Consider the following 7604-nt stretch of genomic DNA (forward strand, 5'->3'; position numbering starts at 1 on the left):
TACTACTGATGCCGAAGCAACTGAAAAAAGAGGCCAAATTATTTATTACTGGTCACCGTCACCCAATATGCACTGCGATAAACCACGCTCACCGGCAAGGTATGTGCAATATTGCTGAGAGCAATATCGGTATCTGTTAATTGAAAAACGCCGGAGAGGCGTAACTTTCCTATAGCCGGATCACACCGCAACCAGCCTTTACGATACCGCGCTAATTCGGCAATAACATCTGCTAAAGGCTGATTATCAATAATTAATTGCTGACGTGTCCACGCTGTCGCTGTTGTTGGTTGACTTACTGCTACAGGCTCTATATTCGCTTTGGAAAACCGGCTTTGCTGACCGGCAGTGATACGTTGAACCTTATTTGTTGTAATGGTATGAATTTCTACTGCATCCTGCTGAACGGCTACCTGAGAATATTCTGAACTTAACCGCACAGTGAACTCTGTTCCCAACGCATGAACCTGACCATGTTCGGTTTTGACGAAAAGTTGGCGGGCCAGCGTATCACTGGCTGTGGTGATATGGATTTCACCTTCCAATAATTCAATGAGTCGCTGATTTTCATCAAAAAATACATTTACGGCACTGCGGGTGTTCAATATCAACTTGCTGCCATCCGCCAAGATGACCTCACGGATTTCTCCGGTCGCTGTGTGATAATCGGCAACCCAGAATAACAAGGATGAATGTTGATATACCAGCCAACTACCCGTCGGAATAACCAACAATGCGCTGATGGCTTTAATAAGATTGCGTCGCTGAGCCTGTTTTCGACTCAATACCGAAAGCCCCAGTTTTTCTGGGACATGGCCGAAGGATTGATTTAATTGTTGTGCGGCTTGCCAGGCACGTTGATGATTAGCGCTTTGAGCACGCCATTGCTGCAACTGATTCTGTTCGTTTTCGGTTAATGGATGTTCCTGTATTTTAACCAACCAATCGGCGGCTTCAGCAATAATTTTGGCTGGAGGAGCGCTGGCATCCATGCTGATCACCACAGTAACGTTAAACAGTGGACATAAGCCTGCTGCATATCTCGTTTAACGGTCCGCAGTGAGACGCCTTGTTGATCGGCAATCTGTTGATAGGTTAGTCCTTCGAGTTGGGATAACAGAAAGATGGTTCTGACACGTTTAGATAAACGATTTAACAAGGCATCAAGCTGATCCAGCGTTTGCCAGATTAACAAGCGTTCTTCTTCGGAAATCATGGTGAGTTCTGGCATATGAGCCACGGCATCCTGATAGGCATTTTCCAAAGAGCGACGGCGAAAATAATCGATCACTAGACCATTGGCAACGGTTCGCAGGTAAGCTCTAGGCTGCTCGGGGGTAAAATCCGTTTGTTTGTACTGAACCTGCAATAAACGAACAAAGGTATCTTGCGCGAGATCGGCCGCTCGCTGATCACACCCAACTTTTTGATAAAGCCAGCCGCGCAACCAATTGTGGTGTTCTTTATAGATAGTTTCCACTGGAGGTGGGGACATGAGATGGCTTTTAATTACAGTTAATGAGAATGAGATACATTAACGTCTTAATATTAAACTGACAAGCCTGCTATATCAAAAGCATTTCCAATCAAACGACCCAAACATTGTTTTAATTTAGCTATGTCCAGTAGCAGCCAGTTTCGCAGCAATATAATCGTGATGTTCTACATGCAGTAAATTGCTGATACGGCGAATGACATGCTGCTCGATCTGATGAACTTCTTGATCGGCATTCGCCAGTTGCCAGAGGATATGAATTAATTCAACTTTCTTCTTCTGGCTCTAACGGCGATTGATCTCTGAGGTGAAAGGCAAAATAATCGGGGATGCTTTTAGGTTTGTTAGGCTTACGCCAACAAATCCCCTCTCACCATTCAAGCATACTCCATGGCAAAGATATCTAGTAAAGTTGTGTTAAGTTACCGATTAAAATGAGAATTTGTGATTCTACGAGCTAATGCGCACTGGTCAGCATGAAGCTGCCTGCTATAGTCATTCTCATACCTCCTATATCTTGAATATTATGTAAATTTATTCACTATTGTTCGTTTTATGATGATAAGTTTCATTACCGACATCTATCTACATACTAATTTTCAGGTTGATTTTGGCAGTGGTAACGATAGGCTCGCGGCGACATACCATAAGCTTGACGAAATGCTCGGCTGAAATGAGCCATATTAGTAAAGCCACTTTGCATCGCTAATTCAGTAATGCTCAAATGATGGTATAACGCACTGGCCAAATAATGGCGGCTACGTGCCAAGCGCTGTTGAGTGAGATAACGCATTAATGAGGTGCCTTCTTTATTAAACAAATTATTGATATAACGAACCGATAAGCCCAAGGCAGAGGCGATGACGTCAGCTTTTAGACCAGTGCTAGTCAGATTACAGGCAATAAATTGTTTAACTCTTATTAATGCCTGGCTCCGATAACGGGACATTTGCTTTGTTTTTCCAACAACTTCGAATAACGATAAGGTAAACAACTCCAATACCGGTTCCGATAGTGCTTGAAAAACAGCCTCATCCAGTAGCTCTAATTGATTAATGGTAGATGAAATCATTGAGGCGGTAATGGCACCAGCTCCATGCTCAGTGGATAGCTTGGTTGCCGTCAACCTACTGATGTTGGCAATGCGTTCGTCCAGTAAAAAACGGGGAATGGATATTAAAACTTTGGAGAAAGGCCCGGGGGTAGTAACACGATGTGGTTCAGTAGCATCATATATCGTCATTTCACCCGGTTTGAGAAACACTTCTCGACCACCTTGCTCAAGCTTGTATTGTCCTTCGGTCAACAATACGCCGAAATAGCAATCCTGAGAAACATGCTCTGGTTCTTTTGGCAGCCTTTCAATCGTGATGGCATTGGATCGTATCGGAGACAAGCGCAGCCCCTGTTGCCAAGGGTAAATCAACATATCGTTATACAAAGACGCCTGATCGGGTGTTCCAACATCAACATTGGCATATTCCCGGCCGATAACTTCTTTGAGCCATTCCAACCGTTGATTGATAGGTTGCTCTTCAGTACATAACCTCTGCCCACCCAACCGTTCAAGATTCGCTAACAGATTCGAAGAAAATCTCGAGGCTGAATAGCTATCAGAATGCTCCATTGCATATCACCTTTTCAGTCAAAAAATACCGCCGACCGGGAAAAGTTTCCATAACTTGACCGTGGCATACTTTTTTCTACCGTCCAAAACAAAAGGACTACAAATGACTAATAACACAATATGCAGGTAACGTTCTACTGATTCGAGGAGCCCGTTGAATATGGATTCTATTTGTGCAGTTACAACACTGGAGGCTGCTTGGAATTTACAATCGAGTCGATTTATTGCAAACGCTATAGTCCGAAGAACCCATGCGGGTTTTACAAGCTATTAAGAAATAATTTCAAACAGAGATATGGGAAAAGGTGGTCTCATGCAAGAGCTCTATGGCAAACAACACCGGGAGTTACAGCAGGATTTTGATACGGTGAAGCTAGCGGATGCTGTCAACGCCAATATAGTCTCCAATGAGATTGGTGAAGAACATCGTGGTTTTATCGAGAGTCGTGATATGTTTTTCCTGACTACTATTGATCATCGCGGTTATCCAACTTGTTCCTATAAAGGTGGAAATCCTGGATTCATTAAGATCATAGACAGTAAAACCCTTGCATTCCCTAGTTTTGACGGAAACGGTATGTTCCTTTCCATGGGAAATATTTCCATTAATAATCAGGTAGGCATGTTACTGATCGACTTCGAAACGCCAAATCGCTTTCGGATACATGGAAACGCCTCGATTCATCGGGATGAGGAGTCCCTCAAGATGTTTCTGGGGGCGGAGATGGTGGTGTTTGTCAATATTGTCGAAATTTTCGTTAATTGCGCGCGCTACATCCACCGCTACAAACGCATCGCCAGCGCAAAGCATGTACCACGGGAAAACGAGTCTGTTGCATTACCCCACTGGAAACGGATCGATGGCTTGCAGGAAGTTCTGCCAGCCAGGGACAAGCATATCGCCGAGGCATTGGGGGGCACTATCACCCCTGAACAATATGTCGAGATGGTGCTTAAAGGCGAGACCTAAGACTGGGTAACAGCAACTGATAGCTGCTGATAACCGGATCAAGCTGGATTTTATGTACTAAAGATAAAAAAGGAAAGTCATGACTCAACTCAATGCAGTGACACTCAGCGCCTTCGTATTGACGACCATCGTTCTTTATGTGCTTGGATTCTTCACTTTTATACCGCCTTGGGCCGTGTTCATCGCGTGGGCTTGTTTCTTTCATATGAATGGTGGCATCAACCGCAATCAGGCGTTTATGGCGACCATCAGGCACATGGCACTCGGCGCAACTGCTGCATGGATATCAGCAATTTTTCTTTTGAACAATCCTGCTGAAAGCACATTGGGCCAGCAACTTGGCGGGGCTATATTTATAGGCGCAATCATTGCAATTCTTGCAAGAATGAGCACGATTACCCTGTTCAATGTGACCCCGGCAATCATTTACGGATACGCAAGCTTTTTTGCTTTTGCCAGCACGACAGGATTGTTTGCCTTAGAACACCTGCTTTCGGTCTCATTTAATAATGCGTTGATTGCAATATTGTTCAGCAGTTTAATTGGTGTTACTGCAGGTTATTTTAACGCAATCATGGTTGCTGTTCTGGTCAAACAGGAATCAACCAATTCATCCAAAATGGAATCGGTAGTCAATGAGTGATCGAGATTTATCAGGTTATAGTGACTGATAATTCGGAGTGGGATAGTTAGCCATGAGCCTATTTCTTTGCATCTTATGCAGAGGATATCTAGCTCATTGATAATAGTGGGGTTTTGCATCACTGTTTGAAACATGAGGATAGGCTCTCCCCCACCTTAAGATCTCAGCTAATCATTAAGGATCAATGATTAATAGGAGTCTTTATGGGCTTTAGTGATATTGGAATCGTCAAAACCAGCAACAAATGGAAGCATGAGCAGTACCCACAATTTATTAGTTTGTTTGAGATAGACTCTGTAAAAGACTTCTCCCAAGCTGTTTCTCAGATAGCAAATGATGCTGGTTTTGAGCGATACATATTCAGGTTGTTGCCAAATAAACATAACCCAATTAATAAAGCCTTTGTCATAACAAACCATGCTCATAAATGGCAGGAAATTTATGATCGAAATCAATACTTTAAAATTGACCCCACTATCCAACATTGTTATTCAAGCCATTTCCCCCTCTTCTGGGATAAAGAAACTTTTACTTCGGCCGAGCAAAAGTTCATCTATGTCCGTGGTCTAAACTATGATTTAAGCTCGGGATTAGCATTCCCAATACATGGGCCAAACGGTGAGTTTGGTATGATGAGCCTAGGGGCTGTTGATCTTTGGTGGTTAAATATTGAGCAGCATGGTGACTCGGTATAATTGTGGTTCATCACAAACAACTATCAGACCCAATCACCATGCCCAGACTCATGTTAACCGACCAGCGATGGCAAAAGCTATCCAGACTGATGTATCAAAGTGGCCGTATCTATAATAAACCCGGTCACAGAATGACGCTCGAAGGGATTTTATATCGAATGCGAACCGGCTGCCCTTGGCGGGATTTACCCCGAGAGTTTGGGCAATGGAGTACCGTTTTTCGACGATTTAACTTATGGTCGAAGAAAGGTCTATTGGAAAGGCTATTCAAAGCATTATCGCGCGGCACGGACATGGAATGGTTGTTTATTGATGGCAGTATCGTCAAAGCCCATCAACATAGCGCGGGTGCGGCTTCATCCAAATGTGAGGCGATAGGTCAAAGCCGGGGCGGCCATTCCACTACAAACGGCCGAATGACGGCAAGATGAAAGGAATTGCGTTTATTCAGGATCCAGATGGTTACTGGATAGAGATTTTCACCCCTGATCGTCAGCCGTCTTTGCTGAAGGAGCATCTTGGCTGAAATCATCCTGCTTGCTGGAGGATACCCCCAGAGGTGGACTGGCAAATACCTGCACATGGCCAGGCATTTTCTTGGCCTCATACATGGCTTCATCGGCATAACGGACCAGTTGCATGGCATTGCTGCCATGCAGCGGGTGTAACGAAATGCCGATACTGACGCCCACATGCAGGATTTTGCCGTCTATTTCATAGGGTATACACAGGCACTCGCAGATTTTTTCTGCCGTTTGCCGGGCGTTGGCCAGATGATGGATATTCTGTAACAGCACGACAAATTCGTCACCACCTATGCGCCCCACAATATCTGCTTCGCGCAGACATTGGCGAATCCGGTTTGCTACCTGTTGCAATAGTAAATCGCCCAGTGCATGACCATGTTTGTCGTTAACAGGTTTAAAATTATCCAGATCCAGAAATAACACGGCCAGCGCCTGCTGCTGACGCTCACTTAAAGTGATTGCCTGATTAAGATGCTGTGTAAAACTGGCACGGTTGGGCAGGCCTGTCAGCGTGTCGTGATGAGCCATATGTGACATTCGCTGCATCATCAGTTTATGTTCAGCAATATCCCGGGCGATACCGGTGTAGGAGTCCAGCTCATGTTGTTTATCAAACAGCGGTGCAATATTGCTGCGGTGCCAGCACCAGTGACCATTAAAATGCTTTATTCGATATTCAATGCCACTGTGTTTTTGGTGGCTATGCCAGACTTGCTGCAAAAAATTCTTTAAAGCCATAACATCATCTGGGTGAATAAACTCTTCTATTGGCTTGCCAACTACCTCACTGAGTGAATGACCGAGTATTTCAGACCAGTTGGGCGAGACATAGGTCAGCACACCGTCCAGTGATAACGAATAAATAATGTCATTGGCGTTTTCCACAAATGCTCGGAATTTGGTTTCACTGTCATTGAGCGCGGTTTCGTAATTTTTCCGTTGCGTAATGTCATTGCCATAACCAGTCCAGACAATCGATCCATCCGATCTTTTGACGGGGGTATCATAAGCTTCAATCCACATCACACGGCCCGTTCTTAGAATCATTCGAAACTCACTGTGCCAGGCACGACCGGTTTCAGCACATTCGATACTCTCATTAATGACACGCTGATAGTCATCAGGATGGATCATTTTTAACAGCAAATTCGCATCATCGGCGACTTGCTGCTGGGTAAGGCCAAACAGTTTTTCCAGACGGGGGCTGGTATAGGTGTAATGAAACTTACCCTCTGCCGTTAAACAAAGTTGATAGATAAATCCTGGAAGGTAAGGGGAGACGGCACGTAAATGTTCGAGCAAATCGCTGACGTTCATAGAGGGGGCTGACGAATTGTCATCAGAGGGAGTCTGCATCATGCCTGAACAACACCGTGGTTGATTGCGTTAAATTCAATAATAGGCCGATATGTGTATGGCTTCAAGCATTCCTGTTTTCTGGATAATTATTTGCCTGATTGGCCTGACCGTTGAGGTACAGTCTGATTATCAGGGCTTATTGAGCTTTCATCTCCTCCTCTGTTGTGATCTGAAAAAGTGTCAATCAAGGCTAGGGTCTGTTGATCTTTGCTGTACAAAAATTAATCAGCCCACATTGGCAGCCACATCATAGTAAAAGCCAGCATCAACATGCTGTGATAGTTGCGT

At 44.4% G+C, this 7604-nt stretch carries 7 protein-coding genes and 2 pseudogenes; 4 read left to right on the forward strand and 5 right to left on the reverse strand.

Features of this window, described 5'->3' with window-relative positions; all coding sequences use genetic code 11:
- Positions 1-38: 38 nt before the first annotated feature.
- From LGT40_RS14110 to LGT40_RS14125, 4 genes and pseudogenes are all read right to left on the reverse strand, one after another.
- Positions 39-992 (reverse strand): FecR domain-containing protein, encoded by a 954-nt coding sequence (locus tag LGT40_RS14110; RefSeq protein ID WP_226070934.1) that lies wholly within the window; start codon positions 990-992, stop codon positions 39-41.
- A 5-nt stretch (positions 993-997) separates the two neighbouring features.
- Entirely contained in the window at positions 998-1495 is a 498-nt protein-coding gene (locus tag LGT40_RS14115; RefSeq protein WP_226070935.1) for a sigma-70 family RNA polymerase sigma factor, read from the reverse strand.
- Positions 1496-1612: 117 nt separating this feature from the next.
- A pseudogene (locus LGT40_RS16575) lies at positions 1613-1765 on the reverse strand (tellurite resistance TerB family protein); the annotation flags it as partial.
- Positions 1766-2087: 322 nt separating this feature from the next.
- Positions 2088-3122, reverse strand: coding sequence for a helix-turn-helix domain-containing protein (locus LGT40_RS14125; protein ID WP_226070937.1), 1035 nt, complete (start codon positions 3120-3122; stop codon positions 2088-2090).
- Positions 3123-3435: 313 nt separating this feature from the next.
- Here LGT40_RS14125 and LGT40_RS14130 point away from each other — a divergent pair, with 313 nt between their 5' ends.
- The 4 genes and pseudogenes from LGT40_RS14130 to LGT40_RS14145 all read left to right on the forward strand — a co-directional run.
- Complete coding sequence (locus LGT40_RS14130; protein WP_226070939.1) at positions 3436-4092, forward strand: pyridoxamine 5'-phosphate oxidase family protein; 657 nt, start codon at positions 3436-3438, stop codon at positions 4090-4092.
- 79 nt (positions 4093-4171) lie between these two features.
- The gene (locus LGT40_RS14135) at positions 4172-4735 is read left to right on the forward strand and encodes a DUF1097 domain-containing protein (protein ID WP_226070941.1); all 564 of its coding nucleotides are present in this window, start codon (positions 4172-4174) and stop codon (positions 4733-4735) included.
- A 203-nt stretch (positions 4736-4938) separates the two neighbouring features.
- The gene (locus tag LGT40_RS14140; RefSeq protein ID WP_226070942.1) at positions 4939-5430 is read left to right on the forward strand and encodes an autoinducer binding domain-containing protein; all 492 of its coding nucleotides are present in this window, start codon (positions 4939-4941) and stop codon (positions 5428-5430) included.
- A gap of 38 nt (positions 5431-5468) precedes the next feature.
- A pseudogene (locus LGT40_RS14145) lies at positions 5469-5834 on the forward strand (IS5 family transposase); the annotation flags it as partial.
- A gap of 75 nt (positions 5835-5909) precedes the next feature.
- Here LGT40_RS14145 and LGT40_RS14150 read toward each other — a convergent pair.
- The gene (locus LGT40_RS14150; RefSeq protein ID WP_226070943.1) at positions 5910-7316 is read right to left on the reverse strand and encodes a GGDEF domain-containing protein; all 1407 of its coding nucleotides are present in this window, start codon (positions 7314-7316) and stop codon (positions 5910-5912) included.
- Between the last annotated feature and the right edge of the window lie 288 nt (positions 7317-7604).

This window comes from Methylophaga pinxianii, from assembly GCF_020447225.1.
GTDB lineage: Bacteria > Pseudomonadota > Gammaproteobacteria > Nitrosococcales > Methylophagaceae > Methylophaga > Methylophaga pinxianii.